Origin of the sequence: Epilithonimonas sp. (assembly GCF_032055105.1) — a bacterium.
Lineage (GTDB): Bacteria > Bacteroidota > Bacteroidia > Flavobacteriales > Weeksellaceae > Epilithonimonas.
Genome location: NZ_DAMBRK010000005.1, coordinates 39388 through 58784, shown reverse-complemented (window position 1 = coordinate 58784; position 19397 = coordinate 39388). Strand labels below are relative to the sequence as shown.

13 protein-coding genes are annotated in these 19397 nt (G+C 37.1%); 4 read left to right on the top strand and 9 right to left on the bottom strand.

All coding sequences use genetic code 11. From position 1 onward, the window contains the following. The first annotated feature begins 1 nt into the window (after position 1). Together RTY06_RS05690 and RTY06_RS05685 are read left to right on the top strand one after the other, a co-directional pair. Entirely contained in the window at positions 2-1048 is a 1047-nt protein-coding gene (locus tag RTY06_RS05690; protein ID WP_312823447.1) for an HlyD family secretion protein, read from the top strand. Between the two features lie 13 nt (positions 1049-1061). Continuing rightward, a complete protein-coding gene (locus RTY06_RS05685) occupies positions 1062-2636 on the top strand; it encodes an MFS transporter (RefSeq protein WP_312823445.1) in 1575 nt (524 codons plus the stop codon). 99 nt (positions 2637-2735) lie between these two features. Here the strand turns inward: RTY06_RS05685 and RTY06_RS05680 are convergent, their stop codons facing one another. The 6 genes from RTY06_RS05680 to RTY06_RS05655 form a co-directional block, all read right to left on the bottom strand. Then, positions 2736-4304 carry a M20/M25/M40 family metallo-hydrolase gene (locus tag RTY06_RS05680; protein WP_312823444.1) on the bottom strand — a complete coding sequence of 523 codons (1569 nt, stop codon included), beginning with the start codon at positions 4302-4304 and terminating at the stop codon, positions 2736-2738. A 252-nt stretch (positions 4305-4556) separates the two neighbouring features. Beyond that, on the bottom strand, positions 4557-5270 hold the full coding sequence (locus tag RTY06_RS05675) for a 3-ketoacyl-ACP reductase (protein WP_312823443.1): 714 nt from the start codon (positions 5268-5270) through the stop codon (positions 4557-4559). Between the two features lie 222 nt (positions 5271-5492). Then, positions 5493-7076 (bottom strand): calcineurin-like phosphoesterase family protein, encoded by a 1584-nt coding sequence (locus tag RTY06_RS05670; RefSeq protein ID WP_312823442.1) that lies wholly within the window; start codon positions 7074-7076, stop codon positions 5493-5495. A gap of 20 nt (positions 7077-7096) precedes the next feature. After that, positions 7097-8548 (bottom strand): SusD/RagB family nutrient-binding outer membrane lipoprotein, encoded by a 1452-nt coding sequence (locus RTY06_RS05665; protein ID WP_312823440.1) that lies wholly within the window; start codon positions 8546-8548, stop codon positions 7097-7099. An 11-nt stretch (positions 8549-8559) separates the two neighbouring features. Beyond that, positions 8560-11535 (bottom strand): SusC/RagA family TonB-linked outer membrane protein, encoded by a 2976-nt coding sequence (locus RTY06_RS05660; protein ID WP_312823438.1) that lies wholly within the window; start codon positions 11533-11535, stop codon positions 8560-8562. 328 nt (positions 11536-11863) lie between these two features. Then, the gene (locus tag RTY06_RS05655) at positions 11864-12610 is read right to left on the bottom strand and encodes a glycerophosphodiester phosphodiesterase family protein (protein ID WP_312823436.1); all 747 of its coding nucleotides are present in this window, start codon (positions 12608-12610) and stop codon (positions 11864-11866) included. A 245-nt stretch (positions 12611-12855) separates the two neighbouring features. On the opposite strand from RTY06_RS05655, the gene ligA reads away from it, so the two are divergent. Beyond that, positions 12856-14859 (top strand): NAD-dependent DNA ligase LigA, encoded by a 2004-nt coding sequence (gene ligA, locus RTY06_RS05650; protein WP_312823435.1) that lies wholly within the window; start codon positions 12856-12858, stop codon positions 14857-14859. A 246-nt stretch (positions 14860-15105) separates the two neighbouring features. Here the strand turns inward: ligA and RTY06_RS05645 are convergent, their stop codons facing one another. Both RTY06_RS05645 and RTY06_RS05640 read right to left on the bottom strand, forming a co-directional pair. Next, complete coding sequence (locus tag RTY06_RS05645) at positions 15106-15666, bottom strand: sugar O-acetyltransferase (RefSeq protein WP_312823434.1); 561 nt, start codon at positions 15664-15666, stop codon at positions 15106-15108. Positions 15667-15794: 128 nt separating this feature from the next. Continuing rightward, positions 15795-16916 (bottom strand): 5-methyltetrahydropteroyltriglutamate--homocysteine S-methyltransferase, encoded by a 1122-nt coding sequence (locus RTY06_RS05640; protein WP_312823433.1) that lies wholly within the window; start codon positions 16914-16916, stop codon positions 15795-15797. 165 nt (positions 16917-17081) lie between these two features. Here RTY06_RS05640 and RTY06_RS05635 point away from each other — a divergent pair, with 165 nt between their 5' ends. Beyond that, positions 17082-17537, top strand: a complete 456-nt coding sequence (locus tag RTY06_RS05635) for an Lrp/AsnC family transcriptional regulator (RefSeq protein WP_312823432.1) — start codon at positions 17082-17084, stop codon at positions 17535-17537. Between the two features lie 274 nt (positions 17538-17811). Here RTY06_RS05635 and RTY06_RS05630 read toward each other — a convergent pair whose 3' ends face one another. After that, a complete protein-coding gene (locus tag RTY06_RS05630; protein WP_312823431.1) occupies positions 17812-19392 on the bottom strand; it encodes a DHA2 family efflux MFS transporter permease subunit in 1581 nt (526 codons plus the stop codon). Positions 19393-19397: the final 5 nt, after the last annotated feature.

Sequence of the window (19397 nt, the reverse complement as noted above, 5' to 3'; positions counted from 1 at the left end):
AATGAAAGTATCTCATCGTAAAACCCTAGTCAAATTCACTTCTGCTGTCGCGTGGATTTTTGTGCTTTTTGTTATGATAAAAGCTGCCATCTCTATCTATCACTTCCTACATAATGAAACTACCAATGATGCTCAGGTGGTAGAATACATCAACCCTGTGATTGCAAGGGTGAGTGGTTATGTAAGAGAAGTACGGTTTAATGATTATGACAACGTGAAAGCTGGCGACACCTTATTCATTATCGATAATCGAGAATATAAGCTGGATGCCAACCAAGTAGGTGCAGAACTCCAGAAACAAAATGCCAACACCCAAGTCTTGAACCAGCAAAGACAAACCTTGGAAGCAGAAGCTCAAGAGGCTTACCAAGCTATAGAAGCGGCCAAAATAAAAGTATGGAAAGAAAATCTGGAATATGAAAGGTACAAGCAACTCTACAAAGAGAAATCTGCCACCGCACAAAAATTGGAACAGATAGAAGCTAATCTTAACATCTATAAAAGTGATCTGTCACAAGCAGAACAACACTACAGAGTTGCAAAAGAAAAAGCAGAAGACCTGAATCAGGAAAAAGCCATCATTGGTGCCGAAAAATCAAGACTGAATGAGGTAAAACAACGTAAAAATCTAGACGTAAGTTATACCGTAATCACCGCGCCATACAACGGACGACTCGGGAAACGTAAAATAGAAAAAGGACAGATGATTGATATTGGAGACCATCTCTGCTACATCGTGAATGACGAAAATCCTAAATGGATTATGGCTAATTTTAAAGAAACTCAGATTTCACATTTTGGAATTGGCGACCAAGTTTCTATCACGGTAGATGCTTATCCTGATGAGAAATTCGAAGGAAAGATATTGGCATTCTCTCCCGCAACTGGTTCTAGTTTTTCTTTGCTCCCTCCAGATAATGCTACTGGGAACTTTGTGAAGATAGTCCAGCGTATTCCTGTTAAGATAGAAATCATTAACCTCAGCAAAGAATGGCGCTCCAAAATACTCTCCGGGATGAATGTTACCGTCACAATCCCTCATCATTAATCCAAGCTAAACGATGACTTTATTCAAAGAATGGGTTCCGAACTGGTTGGCAAAAACAATTCTTTTCACATTGTTGTTGCCCAATATGATTATGTTCTTCCTGCCAATGGCCAACGAAGACGTTGCTGCAGGTTATTACGGCATAGAACCGAATGACATCCAGTTTACGATTTCGCTTTACTATGCAGGATTTGCATCATTCTACTGTTTGGAAAGGAGATTTTATAATTACTTCACTTCTAAGCAATACTTTATCCAGTTTCAGTTGTTCCAACTATTGTGTTGTTATCTGCTGTTCTCCTCTCAGATTCTACTGGTGGTTTTCATTGTCAGATTTGTTCAAGGGATGCTTTTTGCGAGTGCCGTGAATCTCTATATGTCGATGGCTATCAGATTTATGAAATCTTACAGAGCCAAAGAAGTTACTTATAGTTTGTTTTTCGGGATGTTGCTTTGTACGACATCTTTTAACAACCTGATTACCGCAGACCTCATCGACCAGTATAATTTTGACATTGTCTATAAACTATCGATGGTGATGTTTGCCGTGAGCGTAATCATTGTTTTGGTTTGCATCTCTTCTGCCAAAGTATTTCATCGACACACGTTGATTCAGTTGGATATGAGCAGTTTTATTTTGCTGGCTGTCATACTAATTGGATTGGGCTATTTGAGTGTCTATGGACAACAATATTATTGGTTTGAAAGTCCCAAAATTATTCAGGTTTCGGTAATGATTGGGTTGGCAACATTGTTATTTGTAGTCCGTCAGTTAACTTTAAAAAGACCTTATATTGATCTTTCTATTTTTAAACAAAAACAATATCTGTGGGGCGCAATGCTCTTGTTCTTTATGTACATCGAGCGATTCTCTTTTACCTATGTCGGGAGTTTTTACAAAAGTGTGCTTCATATGGACCCAAAGCATATCTCATATATGTTTGTCTTTAATCTCATCGGAATAATTGCTGGTGTGGCTTTGGCGGCTTGGCATCAAATCAAACAATCGAATGTCATCTGGCTCTGGATGTGCGGTTTTGTTTCATTGATGATTTATCACATTTGTATGACACAGATGTTGGATAATGCAGGAAATGAAAGCTACTACAGTATTCCGCTATTTGCACACGGATTGGGTGTCGGTCTTATAATGGTTCCTACGATTTTGTTTATCATAAGTATTGTTCCTTATTATCTGGCGCCTTCTGCCGCTGCTTTTGGGCTGGTTATAAGATTTTTAGGCTACACAACCAGCACTTTTTTGACTAAATTTTTTACAGTTTACCACTACAATCTGCATTACAACAGATTCTTAGATTACATCAATTATAACAATCAATATTATCTGGATAAAATCAATCAAATTAAAGCCTATCTCGGAAATAATGGTTTGGAAGAGAAAACTGTTCCTCTAGTAACACAAAAAGTATTCAAAGCACAACTGGACAATCAGATTCTGCTAAGGTCTATTATGGATTATTATTCTCTGATGATTTGGTTTTCTATGGCGATTTTGTTTTTGCTTGTCTGTTATTATATCCGAGAGAAAAAAGTATATGTCCACTTCCGACCATTACTTCCTATCTAAATTTCAAAATCAAAAAAAGCGACAAAAAATATTGTCGCTTTCTTATTTATTTTTGATTGAAATCTAACTTGTAAACTCCAATATCAATTTTCTTTTAGATTAATAATCTTTACTGCTTCTTTTTGGTTCTCTAGCTTCTGGCCATTTCACAGCAGTTCCTTTGTCATCATTCGGCATCACTCGCTTTTCTCTGCTTACAAACTCTGGGTCTTCCGAAGCCATATAAGCTAAAGTGGCTGTCAGAATCACGTTATTTTTCAACTCGTCAAAAACGATTTTGTCATAGGTATCTTTGGTTGTATGCCAAGTATAACCAAAGTAACCCCAGTTAAGCGAACTCAAAGAAAATCCCGGAACTCCTGCTGCCACAAACGATGCGTGGTCCGAACCTCCACCACCAGGCATTCCCGGAAAAGTACTTTTGATTTGGTCTTTCACTTTTTTAGGCGCTGCATCTAGCCATCTTCCGATGTAAGCATAAGAATCTTTGAAACCTTGTCCACTGATGTCCACTACTCTACCAGTTCCGTTATCTTGATTGAAAACCGCCTGCACACCTTTGATGATTTCCGGATTATCCGCAACAAAACCTCTTGAACCATTCAAACCTTGCTCTTCACTTCCCCAAAGTCCAACAACAATAGTACGTTTTGGATTTGGATAATATTTTTTAAGGATTCTCATTGTTTCCAGCATTGTCAAAGTTCCTGTCCCGTTATCAGTCGCACCTTGCGCACCATCCCAAGAATCGAGATGAGCAGAAAGAATCACATATTCATTCGGTTTTTCTGAACCTTTTATCATTCCGATTGTGTTGAAAGATTTAGCTTCCGGAAGAACTTTGGATTGCGCATCCACTTTGATTCTCGGTTTTGAACCTTTTTCTGCCATTCTATAAAGCATTCCATAATCTTCTAAATCAATATCAAACATTGGAATTGATTTGGTTTTAGCGCCGAAAATACGGTTTGTACTTTGGATTCCTGTCCAGTTGGAAATGGCAATTCCTACAGCTCCAGCTTTTTCAAGAGCTTCCGGCAAGGTTGTATTATCATAACCGATAGTTTTGATATAATTTGCGAAATCTTTTTTAGCCTGCTCTTTTTCAGCTTTCAGTTTTTCGTATAATTCTGGTGTTGCAAATTCTTTAATCTGTTCATCAGAACGACCGATTTTCTGATATTGAGCCATCAAAACAATTTTTCCTTTTGCAGAAGGCAACCATTTATCAAACTCCGCTTTGGAAGATACTTTTGGAAGGATTACCACTTCTGCTTCTACTGCTTTTTTAGTTGCCGGACTCCACGCTAATTGTGTTGCAGACAAGGTTTTGGTTCTTGGATAAACCAAATCTACGTGTGTAGTTCCACGCTGCCAACCTTTCCACGTTCCAAATTGCTGAAGATTAGCATCGATTCCCCAAGATTTCAGTTTATCTGCTGTGTAATTGTTAGCAGCTAACATCTCAGGTGTTCCAACAAGACGCGGTCCGATACCGTCCAAAAGTTCGAAAGCCATATTTTCCAACTGGGAATTATCATTGGCTTCATTAACAAAACTTTGAACGATTGGATTGAGTTTTTCTTCGGATTTGTTTTGAGCGTTGACTAACGTGATTTGTCCTGCAAAGAAAACAGCAGACATTGCTAAAATTGAGTTTCTCTTCATATCTTTTATTTAATTCCGATAAAGATAGGGATAAGTGTATTTAAACGCAAAGATTAAATAACGAAACCATTCCTAAGCTAAAAACCCTTCGACTCCGCTCAGGGTGACATCTTAATATCTATCGAGAAAGTTGTTAAGCTGAGTGGAGTCGAAGCCTTATAACAGATACTTAAATAGAACTTAATATAAAACAAAACCCTTTCAGAGTTTGAAACTCTGAAAGGGTTGATATTTAGAATTACTTTATTCTAACTAAGGATTAGTGGAGAAAATAGAACCGTTCGCAATCAATGCGCGTCTGTTCATTTTCAGGATATCTCTTACCCATTCTGCGAAATCTTCTGGCTGAAGAACTTTATCCGGATTACCGTCTGTCAAACCACCACTGATGCTCATATCTGAAGCAATCGTGCTCGGAGTCAAGGTAATCACACGGATATTCTGCTTTCTCCATTCTGCCATCATAGATTGCGAAAGAGAAACGACAGCTGCTTTGGAAGCCGCGTAAGCCGACATATTTGGTCCGCCTTTCAATCCTGCTGTGGAAGCGATATTCACGATGTCACCTTGTCCTTTTTCTTTCAAATAGGGATAAACCGCTTTGGCTGTGTAATAAACGCCAAAAAGATTGGTTTTGATAACTTGTTCCCAAACATCAGAAGCCATTTCCTCGATGCTTCCAAAGTCACCGATTCCTGCATTGTTGACCAAAATATCGATTCCGCCTAATTCGTTTGCCAGAGATTCGATTCCGGCTTTTACTTCTAATTCGTTATCGACGCTGAAAACGGCGTAAGCTACTTTCACCCCGGTTTGTTTCAGTTCGTTAACTGCTATTTTGAGATAATTTTCGTTTCTTCCTGTGATACCAATATTGACACCTTCGTTGGCAAGAATCTGAGCTACAGCTTTTCCAAGTCCTCTTCCTCCGCCAGTGATAATGGCATTTTTACCTTTAAGATCCATAATGTGATTTATAAAATATGAAGCTGCAAATTTACCATTAGTCTATTTATAATCCGAATAAAATCAAATGATTTTATACAAGTTTATGATTAGAAAATTCTATAAATACAAATCACCATATAAGGATGTTAGATTTTTATAAATTGTAATTTCAATCTTTACAAAAAAAAAGAAACCGATTTACAAAACCGGTTTCTGAAAGTAAAAAGTAAAACTTGACTTTTAAGGAATGATGATTTGATCTTGCACTTCGAATTCTTCGGAAGCATAAAACTCATTTCCATACATATCAAGAGCCCTAACCTCAACTTTATGCTTTCCGAGTGCGAGTTTATTTCCAAAACCGCCAACCCAAATATGCTTTGACTGTTCAGGATTTGAAGGTCTTCTTCCCGGAAATATTTTTTCAGTAGCATCCCATTTGAAAACAGAATTAGCAAAATTTGGATCAATCGTTTCGTTGTAATCCATATCTTCCCATTTTCCACTGTCTATCCTGTACTGTACTTTGTCTTTTTTGCTTCCCATAAAGAAATTAGCCAAAACTTTTGCAGAAGTTTTTGATGGATGAGGAATCACTTTCGGAACATATAATTTAATTTGATAATCTTCCGGTTTCCCTGCAGTTTTATATTTAACCTTATACTGATTGTCATTAAAACTGATGAAAGAATATCCTTTTGCAGTACCGTCTCTCATCGTAGAAGTTGGCAAACCAATTTCATCTGAGGTTCCAGACCACCAATCTCCACAAGTTGTACCAACGTTGTACTCATGCAAATCTTTTGCACCATTCCAACCTTGCGCTTTTCCGTAGAAAATCTGCTGCTGAATGTGCGTATGCGCCGAAAGCATTAAAGCATTTGGAAATGGCGATAACGCATCAAACAATTTCTGACGGTCTGCATTTCTGAAGTTATCTTCATTATTATGATCTAACGGAATATGGAAAGAAATGACAATCAATTTGTTTTTGTCAACGTGTTTTAAATCATTTTGAATAAACTGAATCTGATCATCTCTAAAACCTCCCCAATATCCTTTCCCATCTCTCGGATCTGGAAAAAGTATGTCATCAAGAATCATAAAGTGTACATTTCCGTAGTTGAATGAATAGTTTGCAGGACCAAAAGTAGATTCAAAAGTTTCATCTGAAAGGTGATCTTCTTTAGCATCATAATTCATATCATGATTTCCCATCACGTTGTACCAAGGCAAACCGATTTCTTTCATAATGTCTGCGTAAGGTTTCTGAAGACTTAAATCATCTCCCACCAAATCTCCAAGACTGATTCCGAAAACTGCATTTTTCTTATTTCCTTTAACCTCATTCACGATTGCTCTTTTGAAATAATCAAGCTGTTTTTCTGTGTAAGGTTGCGGATCTCCAAAAACCAAAATGTCAAAATTTTTGCTTTCGTTTTGTTTGTTCAAAGCAAAATTTAATTCTTTTGGAAGTTCTCCTGTAGGCGCCGAACCTTTATACTTAAAATCTGTGGGTGAACCTTTTGGTTTATACTGATAATAATATTGAGGAAGGTTATTTTGGTTTAAAGCAACCATATAACCGGAAGGTTTAATTACAAAAATCGTTTGTCCGTCTGCAAGTGGTAAGCTGTACTTTCCGTTTTTATCGGTTAAAACAACCTGTGCTCCGTTGGAAACTGCAACTCCCGCGATTCCTTTCTCTTTATTTTCTTTCTTTTGATTTTTGTTGGCATCTTCATACACAAATCCTGAAACCGAAGCCTGAGAAAAGGCCATTACAGAAATGAATAATGAAGGAATAATGAATTTAGCTTTCATATTTTTTTTAGATTTAATAATTATTGATTCCACCAATTGATAATATTAATATCATCGCCTCCGATGGACTGAACTGCCGCCTGATAATTGGCTGCGTTAAGAATTTTAGGTTGAGTAGGATACATTAACCTTTGAGGCAATTTACCGTCATTCAGCAAACCACCGTTGTTTGGAAGCACCGGAAAACCTGTTCTTCTTTTCTCGTACCACTGTTGCTGATCTACAAAGAATAAGGCTACATATTTCTGTACCATAATTCTTTCTAAAGTACCGTTGTAAACCACATTAGGATTGGCAAAATAGTCAGCAGGCAACACCGCACCCCACTGCTCTACCGCTGCTTTTACCCCATTTTCATAAAAAGTTTGTGCACTTCCGCCAATGATACCTTTCTGTGCAAATTCCGCAAGACTGAACTGAAGTTCTGCATAAGGATAAATCAAAATTTTAAGAGGAGCTTTAGCCAAATTCTGATTCATATTGGATGGCTGATACGTAAATGATGTTCCGGGAGCATAACCGGCCGGAGCCCCTTTGTAGCCAATATTCTGCTGTGTTGTAAGATCTTTAGCCTGAGAAAAGAAAGTTGCCAGTCTCGGATCATTATTATTTTTAAGTGTTTCCACGAATAAATCTGCCGCCGCTCTTCCCGTCGTAAAATCCTGAGGCCTTGGAATTGGAGGAAGATATGGGGCCACGCCTGTAATATCAAGACCTGCTGTATCTGCATTGCTCGTCATAATAGGATACGTTGTAGGATCATTTACAATCTCCTGAATTTTACCGTGTACATCTATTTCACCATTTTTTTTCAGGATTCTTCCTAAAAGTCTCAATGATAAAGAATTACAGAATTTTTTCCATTTCAGAATTCCTGCGGTGCTTGCATTGGCGCTGTAGAAAAGATCCTGATCTGAAAGTGTTTCAGTGGTTACAAACAAAGCGTTTGCTGTTTTCAGGTCTTCCAGAATTTTGATGTAAATATCTTTTTGTTTATCAAATTTCGGTTGGGTAATTCCCTCTTCAACACGTGCCGCTTCACTGAAAGGCACATCCCCAAAAGTATCGGTAAGGTTAGCAAACATCCAAGCATTTAAAACCAGTGAAATCGCCTGATAGTTTTTATCATTTTGAAAGACCGCAAAATCATACATTTCCTTGTTTTGCTTGATCCATTTATAAGAGGTATTCCAGTAAGAATTTCCGGTGGTTTCTGTAATATAATATCTGCTGATAGTATTTCCTTCATTCGGGAAATTGATAGCTACCTGCATCAAGTCAAATGTAAAATCTTCTGCTCTTGAATAGGCATTGGTAGACATATTATACTGTATCGGCATCAAAAGGCTTCCTGCAGTAGGCGTATTGATTTTACTGGTATCTGTATTGATTTCTTCGAAAGACCGATCGCAAGAGCTAAGCATTGCAGCGGCTACCAAAGCGATACATAATTTTGATACTTTATTTTTCATAATTTCTTTTTTTAAAATTTAGCATTAAGTTGAATTCCTATTGTTCTTGCGGTTGGCAATTGTCCCACTTCCACTCCCGGTGTAATCGAAGCGTCGTTAAGCGTAGCGGCTTCAGGATCGAATAATGGGAAATCTTTGGTCCACATCAATAGGTTTCTTCCGTATAGAGAAATACTTAAATCTATCATTTTAAGATCTTTCACCAAAGTTCTTGGGAAAGCATAGGTAATGGTGGCTTCTCTTAATTTAATATAAGAAGCATCGAAGCTGTTCGTTTCTATATTAGCTCTTCTGTAATAATCTCCATAATACGTATGAAGTGCTACTGCCTTTGTATTTGTGGAGAAGCTGCCATTGGCATTCTGTACAACACCGGCACCTACAATAGTTCCGCTAGGATTGTCTCTTCCTGCCAAAGTATGGGTTAGTTTTCCCTGTTCAGACATTTTGTGATGAGACTGCGAGTAGACCATACCGCCATACTGCCCATCGATGCTGAATGAGAATGAGATATTTTTATATTTAAAAGTATTCTGCAAACCTCCTCTCCATTTAGCATATGCATTTCCTACCAACTCTATCTCAGTAGATTTTGCCGTAAGACCATCCGAACCGTAAATGACCTGCCCATCCGGAGATCTCTGCAGCTTGGCACCGTACATATCTCCTAAAGAACCGCCTACAACAGCATTAAAAAATACTACCCCTCCTACAGAAGACATCGTATAAGGTTCCCCATTAAATTCTTCGGGTAATGAAAGAATTTTGTTTCTGTTCATTGACCAGTTAGCATTCACGTTCCATGAGAAATTGTTGTTTCTTATTGGGTATGCGCCCAAAGTCATTTCTATTCCTCGGTTTCTTACTTCTCCGGCATTGATGATTCTGGTAGAATATCCACTTTCTATCAATGTAGGCACCGGGATAATTTGTTTATCGGTGTTATTTTGATAAAATGTAATTCCATAGGTTAACCTATTTTTAAGTAAGCTGAAATCCATCCCTGTTTCAATATTGATATTCATTTCAGGTTTTAGGTTTGGATTAAAATAGATCGCAGAGATTTCTGCCGAATTGTTGAAATCACTGGTATTATAGGTTTGCAATAAGTTATAAGGATCGGTATCACTTCCTACCATTGACCAAGAAGTTCTAAGTTTCCAGAAGTTAAAATTGTTTGACCTTAATCCGAAAAGATCAGAAAGAATGATGGACGTTGCTGCTGAAGGATAAAAATAAGATCTATTTGTTTTAGGCAATGCGCTAGACCAGTCGTTTCTTGCAGTAAGATCTAAAAACCAGATATTATCATAATTTAAAGATGCCAAACCGTACAAACTGTTCATTTCTTTATCTCTTGGCTGAGGCACTCTGGTTAAAACAGAAATACCATTGGTAAGTTCATAAAGCCCCGGGATTTTTAATCCTGTTGCACGGTAATCATTTAAAATATATTCGTTGTATCGAAGATTTCCACCCGCAGAAGCATTAAACCCAAATTTTCCGAAGTTGTTTTTATAACTGAATAAAACATCCGTATTATATTCTGAATTATTGATATACTGTTCTCTATAATATCCCTGTGCATAATTAGCAGAACTGTAAGGCCTTTTCGTGGTTCTAACCTCATCCGTCAGTTCAAGGCCTGAACGCACCATGACGTCAAAGTTTTTGGTAAACTTATAAGTTGCCGTAACGTTTCCTGTGATAAATTTTTTATCAACTCCGTTCAGCATTTCATAGGCAATCAGGTAAGGATTATCAATGTAAGAACTGAATGGATGGATCTGATCGATTTGATTTTGTCCGTTTTTCCAGATCGGTCTGTACCAATTCAAATCCACATTCGGATTCTGGAAAATCATAAAATAAGAGATTGATTGGTTATTATATCCCGTTGCAGGAAGATTATCACTTTTGGTATTACTGTACGCAAACTTGGTTACCACGTGAAGCTTATCATTCACATGATGATCGATAGACAAAGCTCCGCTCAATCTGTCGAAGCCTGTATTGGGCATCATCCAGTTGTTTTTTGTGTAATTTAATGAAGCCCTGAAAGCTGTTTTCTCAGTAGAACTTTCTAGCGAAATGTTATTAGAAAAGGTAGTTCCTACTTCCCAGAAATCTTTGATGTTATTTTTATAAGGTCTCCAAAGCTGTCTTTCAAGACTTTGCCCTTCTACATTCGGGTCGTATTGGAAATAAGACTGTCCGTTAAACTTAGGTCCGAAAGCAGAACTTGTAGAACCTGTATTTACACCATCTGCGGAAGCTCCGTAAGAATAGTAAAACTGCCCCGCTGTATTTTTCTGCAAGGTACCCTGTCCGTATTCGTACTGATAATCCGGCCAATGCAAAACAGAATCAAAACTGGTATTGGAATTAAAAGTTACGGTTACTTTACCATTTTTAGATTTTCCGGATTTTGTGGTAATCATGATAGCCCCATGCATCCCTCTTGATCCATACAAAGCACCTGCAGTGGCGCCTTTCAGTACGGTAACAGATTCAATATCTTCAGGATTAATGCTATTAAAATTATTCCCAAAATCAACCGGAAGGTCACCTCCGGAACCTGCAGCATAAGCAGCATTTCCTGTTCCCGTATTGGTACCTCCTAAAGGCACACCGTCTACAACAATTAATGCCTGGTTATTATCCATATTCATGGATGCACTTCCTCTCAAGGTAATTTTTGCAGATCCCAGCGGTCCTGCACCCGCAGTCTGAATTTTCAGTCCTGCCACTTTCCCTTCAAGAGCCTGAGCCCAATTGTTATTTTGTGTTTTTGTAAATTCTTCTCTTTCTACTTTCTCAGCAACATATCCCAAAGATTTGTCTTGTCTTTTGATTCCGAGAGCGGTTACTACCACTTCCTCGATGGTCTTTGCACTGTCTTGTTTCACCTGCTGCTGAGCCGCCATTTGGACGCTCACTAATCCTAAAACGGATAGAAGAAGCAGTTTTTGAATCTCTTTACGCATATATAAATTTGTTTGCGCAAAAATATAAAGCCATGATAAGCATAGCTTTAAGATGAATTTAACATATCTTAAATATTTTTTAAACCCTTTATGAACCTATTATGAACAGAAAAACATAAATCATTTATTTAAAGAGACTTAAAAACATTACGTATTTTTAATGCAATTTGTGAATTATTTCAGCGTATCTTTATTGTCTTTCTCTGAGAAAATACGAAATACCATATGTATACCTCATTGCTTTTCAATCTTTAAAATTTTCTGTAAAAGAAAAGTCTGCCTCTCGAAGAAGCAGACTTTTAAAAATTAATTCACAAATGAATTAATATTATTTTCCATTAAACATATCTGGTGTATTAGTCGTAACAAAATCCAAACCTTGGGATTTGAGTTTTAAGTATACATCAAGATCATTCACCGTCCAAGAATTGGTGATTAATCCTAAAGCTTTCGCTTCTGAAATCCATGTCGGGTTTTTCTCAAAAACTGAATAATGATAATCCAATCCATCCAAACCGGCTTCTTTAATCTGTTGTGGAGAAAGTTCACCTCTTAAATACTGCACTTTAAAATCCGGTGCCAGTTTTTTGATTTGCTTACAAATATTTAAGCTAAAAGAAATAAACTCGCATTGAGATTCCAGCTTCATTTTTTTAATTAGAGCAACTGTTTTTTCCGTTACCTCATTTTCTCTTGCCTCAGAATCGATGGGCTTTATTTCTACAATCAGCTTTACCGAAGCATCTTTTTTGCCTTGTTTCAGATAATCTTTGAGGGTTGGGATTTTTTCTCCGTTGGATAATTTCAATTTTCTTAAATCAGAAAAATCCGTTTGCGAGATTTCCATTTTCCCGTGATGTTCATCGTGGTTTACGACCAAAACGCCATCTTTGGACATCTGCACATCGAATTCAGCTCCATAAATCTTTAATTGCTGAGCATTTTCTAAAGCCTTAATCGAATTTTCCGAAGTTTTGGGTTGTGTATTCCAAAAACCGCGATGGGCGATAATCTGAGTTTGGGCGTTGATAAACATAGTCGTGACAAGGGTTAAACTACAAAATACTTTCTTCATTTTTTTTAATATTGAATAAATTTGAAGACAAAGTCCACAAAGATTTTTCTTGATTATTTAAACTCTTTTTAAGGTTCACAAAGACACTTCGACAAGCTCAGTATAAACTTTAACCTTAGCAAAAAGCTCAAAGAAGTTCAAATTTATGTGACTATGTGGTTTTATTTTTATGGGTAAGCAAATTACTCATTTTATTTTTAGTCGTTATCCTTGTTTTGGTTATTTTTGCTTTAAATAATTTCCCAATGTCCGAAAACATTCAGCAAAAGATAGAATCCCTGAGAGAAGAACTTCATCAACATAATTATAATTATTATGTTCTTGATAATAATACGATTTCTGATTTTGAATTTGATGAAAAATTGAAAGAACTTCAGGAACTGGAAACGGCGCATCCAGAATTTTATGATGCTAACTCTCCGACTTTACGTGTTGGGGGCGGAATCACGAAGAATTTCCCGACCGTTCAGCATCAATACAGAATGTATTCTCTCGACAATTCTTATGACTTTGACGACCTTGAAGACTGGGAAAAACGAATCATCAAAACCATTGATGAACCTGTAGAATTTGTTGCTGAATTGAAATACGACGGTGCTTCGATTTCCATTCTTTATGAAAATGGAAAATTATCACAAGCTGTAACTCGTGGAGACGGTTTCCTAGGCGATGAAATCACTAATAATGTGAGAACGATTTCTGATGTTCCTTTGACTTTGAAAGGCGATTTTCCTAACCGATTTTTTATCCGAGGCGAAATTTATCTGACAAGAAAAAACTTCGATAAAATCAATAAAAGTCGTGAAGAAGAAGGTCTTGATTTGTTTATGAATCCAAGAAACACAGCCAGCGGAAGTTTGAAAATGCAGGATTCGGGAGAAGTTAGAAAACGTGGCCTTTCTGCAGTTTTGTATCAATATATTTCGGACGAATTTCCGGCAGATACACATTGGGAAATCTTGGAAAAAGCCAAAAATTGGGGTTTCCGAGTTTCGGAAGACCAAGCAAAATTGTGTAAAACTCTTGACAAAGTGAAAGAATTCATCACTTTTTGGGATACCGAAAGACACAAATTACCTTTTGAAATTGACGGCATTGTTCTGAAAGTTAATTCATTAAAACAACAAAGACAACTCGGTTACACCGCTAAATCGCCACGTTGGGCTATGGCTTACAAATTCAAGGCAGAAAAAGTAGAAACCGAATTACAGAGTGTTTCTTATCAAGTTGGAAGAACTGGAGCAATAACGCCTGTTGCGAATTTGAAACCCGTTTTATTGGCAGGAACAACTGTAAAACGCGCATCACTTCACAACGAAGATATCATCAAAAAATTGGATTTGTATGAGCACGATTTTGTTTATGTAGAAAAAGGAGGAGAAATTATTCCGAAGATTGTTGGCGTGAATACAGAGAAACGAACGCTTTTACAAACGCCAATCGAATACATCAAAAATTGTCCTGAATGTGGAACTGAATTAGTGAAAATCGAAGACCAAGCGATTCATTTTTGTCCGAATGAACTGCATTGTCCACCACAAGTTGTGGGAAGGATGATTCATTATGTTTCAAGAAAAGCCTTGAATATCGAGAATCTTGGCGGAGAAACTATCGAACAACTTTATAGAGAAAAACTGATTGAAAATCCTGCCGATTTTTACACTTTGAAAAAAGAACAACTTCTTCCACTCGAAAGAATGGCAGAAAAATCTGCTCAGAATATTCTGGACGGCATTGAAAAATCCAAAAATATTCCGTTTGAAAAAGTACTTTACGGAATTGGAATCAAACACGTTGGGGAAACTGTTGCGAAGAAATTAGTCAAGAATTTTTCTACGATTGATGAACTGAAAAATGCAACTTTGGAAGAGCTTTGTCAGGTTGAAGATATCGGAATGAAAATCGCAGTTAGCATCACTGACTTTTTCCAGAATTCTGAAAATATCCTGATGATTGAACGCTTAAAATCTTACGGTGTTCAGCTGGAAAAAGGTGAAAACACCAACGAAGTTTTGTCTAATGTTTTGGAAGGAAAAACATTCCTTTTCACAGGAAAACTGTCGCTATTTACAAGAGAACAAGCGGAAGAAATGGTGGAAAAACACAACGGAAAAAATATCTCTGCCGTTTCAAAAAACCTCAACTATTTGGTTGTTGGCGAAAAAGCTGGAAGCAAACTGAAAAAAGCGCAAGATATCGGAACGATTACGATTCTAGATGAACAACAGTTTCTGGATTTGATTGGATGAGTTGAGTTGGAGAGTTTTAAAATTTGAAAGTTTGAGCGCTTAAAATCTATATACAAAAGACACCAAAGGAAACAATTAATAACCTGTTTAAATTTGTTTCGAAAACCATAAAAGTCACAAAAGTTTTAATTTTCCTTAAGTTTATCAAAAGTTCAAATAAGGATAATGGCTTCATAAGTTAGCTTTTTTGCTCTTTGAAAGATTTTCTTTTGTGATTTTTCTTTTGTGACTTTTGTGGTTGATTTACTATATTTCTTTGATGACCTTACAAGGATTCCCAAATGCTAAAACATTCGCAGGAATATCTTTTGTAACAACACTTCCGGCTCCAATTACAGCATTATCTCCAATCGTAACTCCGGGAAGAATTGTGCAACTTCCGCCAATCCAAACGTTATTTCCGATTGTAATTGGTTTGGCATCTTCCAAACCTTTGTTTCTGGTTTCAGCGTCCAAAGGATGTCCAGCCGTGTAAAATCCGCAATTGGGCGCAATGAAAACATTATCTCCAAAGGTCACTTTTGCGCAATCCAAAATCACGACATTGTGATTGGTATAAAAGTTTTCGCCAATCTCGATATTGTAACCGTAATCGCAATAAAAAGGTTGCTCGATATGAAACATCTTTTCAGTCTTTCCGAAAAGCCTTTTGATGAGAGCTTTTCTTTCTTTAAGCTTTGAAGGTGGAATATGATTGTATTCGAAGCAGAGGTCTTTGCATTTTTGTCTTTCCTTTACCAAAGTCGCATCGCCTGCATCGTACATCTCGCCGGAAAGCATTTTTTGTTTTTCGTTCAGATGATTCATTGTATTTTTACATTAAATAACTAAGCAAAAATAAAGGCTTTGTTGTTTTTTAGCAATAGTTTTCAATATTTTAGTTTCTAACCAAAAAGCACCCAAAATTGGATGCTTAGATTATTATTGAAACATTATTATTTCCAGACTTCGTCGGCAATTTCTTTTACCAATTTTATCTTGTTCCATTGGTCTTCTTCGGTTAAGATATTGCCTTCTTCGGTGGATGCAAAGCCACATTGCGGGCTGAGACTTAATCTGTCAAGACTTACAAATTGACTGGCTTCTTTGATTCTTGCAATGATGTTTTCTTTCTGTTCCAAAGTTGGGTTTTTACTCGTAATCAAACCTAAAACGACGTTTTTATTTTCCGGAACAAACCTTAATGGCGCAAAGTCTCCAGAACGGTCATCATCAAATTCCAAATAAAAATTTTCAACATTTTCTTTGGCAAAAAGTGTATCTGCAACAGGCTCATATCCGCCGGAAGTTGCCCAAGTGGAATGGTAATTTCCTCTGCAAACGTGAGTCGAAATCCTTAAATCCGACGGCAAATCCTGCAAAGCATCATTATTGAGTTTCAAGTAGATTTCTTTTAGCAAATCTTGATTATAATCTTCACCTGCCATTGTTTTCCAAAAATTGGCATCGCACAACATCCCCCAAGTGCAGTCATCGATTTTCAAATCTCGGCAACCCAATTCATAAAAAGCTAAAATGGCGTCACGGTAAGCTTTGGACAAATCACTTAGAAATTCTTCTCTGTTTGGATAAAATTCTGCTACTTTATCCGCATTAGATTCTCTTAACAATTCTGCATAAAGTTGTGCTGGTGCAGGAATACTTTGTCTTGCAATATGATTTTCGCCCGCCAAACTTTTTAGAAATGCAAAATATCCTAAGAATGGATGATTCTTTGTAAATCTGATTTTGCCTGTCAATCTTGCAGAATCATTTTTGGTTTCTTCGCCGTGAAATTGATAACCGCGCGGCATAAAATTGTGTTCAACACCTTCGAATCCCCAGAAAAAATCGAGATGCCAATAACTTTGTCGGAACTCGCCATCGGTAATTACCTCTAATCCTAACTCTTTTTGTTTCTTAACTAATTTGATGATTTCCTGGTTTTCGATTTCGGTGAGTTGTTCTTTTGAGATTTCACCGTTAGAATATTGTTCTCTTGCTTTTTTCAGAACTTCTGGTCTTAAGAAACTTCCAACGGTGTCTAATTTTGGTGTTCTTACTTTTGTTTCACACATACTTGATTATTTAGATTAATATTTTGTGTAAAATTATATTTAAAGTTTTTTATTTTTTATTAAATGAAATTATTAAGCAAATAAAACTCATAAACAATAATTAAAAAGATAAATATTCTTTAATTTTACCATTCATTAAATCGAAACCAAAATATATTCTGAATTATGCTCGACGATACTGACATCAAACTCTTAAAAATCCTTCAAAAAAATTCTAAATTCACGGTAAAAGAGCTAGCACAGCAAGTTAATCTCTCCGCATCGCCTGTTTTTGAGCGTGTAAAAAAGCTGGAACAAGATGGCTTTATCAAGAACTACATTGCTGTTCTGGATTCAGAAAAGTTGAATAAAGGTTTTATTGTCTTTTGTAATGTCAAACTGAAACAGCACGATAAAAATATCGGAAATCAGTTTGTCAACGACATCCATTCCATAGATGAAGTTGTGGAATGTTATAATATATCAGGAGACTTTGATTTTCTTTTGAAAGTTCAGGTTCAGGATATGAAGCATTATCAGGATTTTGTTTTCAACAAATTAGGTTCTTTGGAAAGTATTGGAAGTACACACAGTTCTTTTGTGATGTCGGAAATCAAAAATAGTTATGGCATCACGATTTGAGTTTTGCGAGACTTTGAGAGCTTCAGCCTGACATTGATTGACAAGTGGTTTTTATGACAAAATCCCTAGCCCTGATTGACTCTATATTTTATTTTTTTTAATTGGAATCGTCGAAACTTCGTTTTGCAGTGGAAATCCCGCAGTGAGGCGGCGGAGCGAAGCGGAGCCGACCGAGCGAGGAATTGTAACGGAAAGCAGGTTCCCGGCTCCTAAAAATAAAAAACTCAGAACCAATGATGATTCTGAGTTTTCACAAATAACTAAAATTTAAATATTAATGAACTGAACTAAGGTCGATTTTCTCGCCTTTGCCTTTTCGCTCTTTTACGAATAATACAAACGGAATACATATCAAGAACATCAATCCTAAGTAAAGGAAAACGTCCATATATGATAAAACGGTTGCCTGCTTCGTAACGGAGAAATCAAGCATCTGATAAGCTGCATCAAGCGCTCTGTCTGGCGTATATCCTTTGGCTATAAAACTTCCTTTGAGAGCAGCAATTCTCTGTTGTACATCAAAATCGTTGACATCTAAGTGGGATACAAGATTGCTTCTGTAAAGTTCACTTTTATTAGCAATGAAAGTTGTAATAGCTGCAATACCAAATGAACCTCCTAACTGACGCATCATTCCCGTGAAAGCTGCACCTTGTCCAATTTCAGGACCTTTCAGTGTACTGAGTGATAATGATGTAATCGGGATAAATAGCAATCCTAATCCCATTCCTCTTACAATCAGCATCCAGAAGAAGGCATCTTTTCCTGTGTCTGGCGTTAGAATTTTGTAACCCCAGAAACTGTAAACGAAGAAGATGAATAAACCCAAAGCTACTAACACTTGTTGTTTTGCTCCTTTTGTCAATAATTTACCTATTATAGGCATCATAAAAGCAGTTGTCAATGCTGCCGGAATCATTAACGCTCCAGATTGCAAGGCTGTCCATCCAAGTATACTTTGTGTATATAATGGAACGATAAACGTTGAACCATACAAACCAAACCCTAAAATGAAGGACATCACGGTTCCAATTCTAAGGTTACCGTTTTTGAGAACTCGGAGTTCTACAATCGGATATTTGAAAGTAAGTTCTCGCCAAATAAATAAGATGAATCCTACAACTGCAGTAATCGTCAATACAACAATGGCTTTGCTTTCAAACCAATCGTCCTCGTGCCCTCTTTCCAAAATATATTGTAAAGAACCTACAAACGCAGCCAATAATCCAATCCCAATCCAGTCCACATCCGAAGCAGAACGTTTTTCTGAGTATCTTGGGCTTTTTACGAATTGTAATGTCAATAATGTTGCGATAATCCCCAACGGAATATTGATATAAAAGATATAAGGCCAACTGTAATTGTCAACAATATAACCTCCCAGCGGCGGACCAAGTGTTGGTCCGATAATAACTCCCAATCCATAGATTGCCTGAGCCATACTTCTTTTCTCGATAGGGTAAGATTCGGTGATGATGGTTTGTGAAGTTACCAAAAGTGCTCCTCCACCAATCCCTTGCATCAAACGGAAAAATACCAGTTCCCAAATATTGGTCGCATTACCGCAGAGAAAAGAGAAAACCGTAAATATGATAATGGATACCGCAAAGTAATTTCTACGCCCAAATTGTTGAGACAACCAGCTAGTCATCGGAACGATAATCACGTTACCGATAGCATAAGCGGTAATTACCCAGCCCACTTCGGAGAGTGTTGCACCAAGATTACCTTTCATCTCGTTAAGTGCCACGTTCACGATTGTGGAATCCACAATCTCAAGAAGCGCACACATAATCGCCGTAATGGTAATAATGGTTCTGCGAAATCCGTATTCTACTAATGAATCGTCTTGCATTGTGT